The following is a 1,322-nucleotide window of genomic DNA, read 5'->3' as shown; positions in this document are numbered from 1 at the left end:
CGTAAGAGGAATATACGAGACAGCCGGGAAGGGGTCGCAGGGCCCGCCGGTGACGTGAAACGGCTGGCCGTGGAACTTCTCCCACGCACCACAGCGACTCTCGTGCCTCTCATCGAAGCAGTTCGACTGCGCTTAACCGGTTCAGCTTATTGACATGTCAGTGACATTCTGGCCTGATTTCAGGGGAGCGCTCCCACACCCTCTCGACCCACGGAACCCCGGGACGGGTTCCACGAGGAGACCCCCATGAAGAGAGCGACCAAGATCTCCACGGCACTGGGCGGAGCCGCCGCCGTGCTGCTCGGGATGGTCGTCGCCGCGCCCCTCTCCGCCTCCGCCCAATCCAGCCCCCGGGCGGGCCTCCATGTCGCCGACGGGCGCATCCTGGAGGCCAACGGCAACGACTTCGTCATGCGCGGCGTGAACCACCCCCACTCCTGGTACACGCAGCACACGGCGGCCTTCGGTCACATCAAGGACCTGGGCGCCAACACCGTCCGCGTCGTGCTCAGCAGCGGCGACCGCTGGTACAAGAACGACACCGAGGACGTCGCCGACGTCGTCTCGCTGTGCAAACGGAACCGCCTCATCTGCGTCCTCGAGGTCCACGACACCACCGGCTACGGCGAGGAACCCGAAGCCGCATCCCTCGACCAAGCCGTCGACTACTGGATCGACATCCAGGACGCCATCAAGGGTGAGGAGGACTACGTCGTCCTCAACATCGGCAACGAGCCGCACGGCAACCAGGGCTACGGGAACTGGACCGCCGACACGATCTCGGCGATCAACCGCCTGCGCGACGAGGACTTCCACCACCTGATCATGGTGGACGGCCCCAACTGGGGCCAGGACTGGACCAACACCATGCGCACCAACGCGCGCCGGGTCTTCGACTCCGACCCCCACGCCAACACGGTGTTCTCCATCCACATGTACGGCGTCTACGGGACCCGGTCCGCCGTCAGCTCCTACCTCAACGACTTCGTCAACGCCGGACTGCCCATCCTGGTCGGAGAGTTCGGCCACTACCACTCCGACGGCAACCCCGACGAGGACGCCATCCTGGAGATCAGCGAGCACCTGGGCACCGGATACCTCGGCTGGTCCTGGAGCGGCAACAGCGGCGGTGTCGACTACCTCGACATGGTGGTCGACTTCGACCCGAACCGGCTCACCGAGTGGGGCGAGCGGATCTTCAACGGCCCCAACGGCATCGCCGCCACCGCCGTCGAGGCCACCGTCTACGGCGACGGCGGAAACGGACCCGGCGGCCCCGGTGACGACACCGAGGCGCCCACCGCCCCCGGCCGGTCTCGTAT

General features: G+C 66.4%; 1 protein-coding gene. It reads left to right on the top strand.

The genetic code is table 11. The annotated features are described in order from the left end of the window. Positions 1-246: 246 nt before the first annotated feature. Positions 247-1,322 (top strand): glycoside hydrolase family 5 protein (locus tag FOE67_RS25890; RefSeq protein WP_182667252.1); only part of this gene is annotated, 1,076 nt, incomplete at its 3' end.

The organism is Streptomyces calidiresistens (genome assembly GCF_014141525.1).
GTDB classification, from domain to species: domain Bacteria; phylum Actinomycetota; class Actinomycetes; order Streptomycetales; family Streptomycetaceae; genus Streptomyces; species Streptomyces calidiresistens.
Note: the sequence above shows the minus strand (reverse complement) of the source record. Positions and strands in the feature narration are given on the sequence as shown.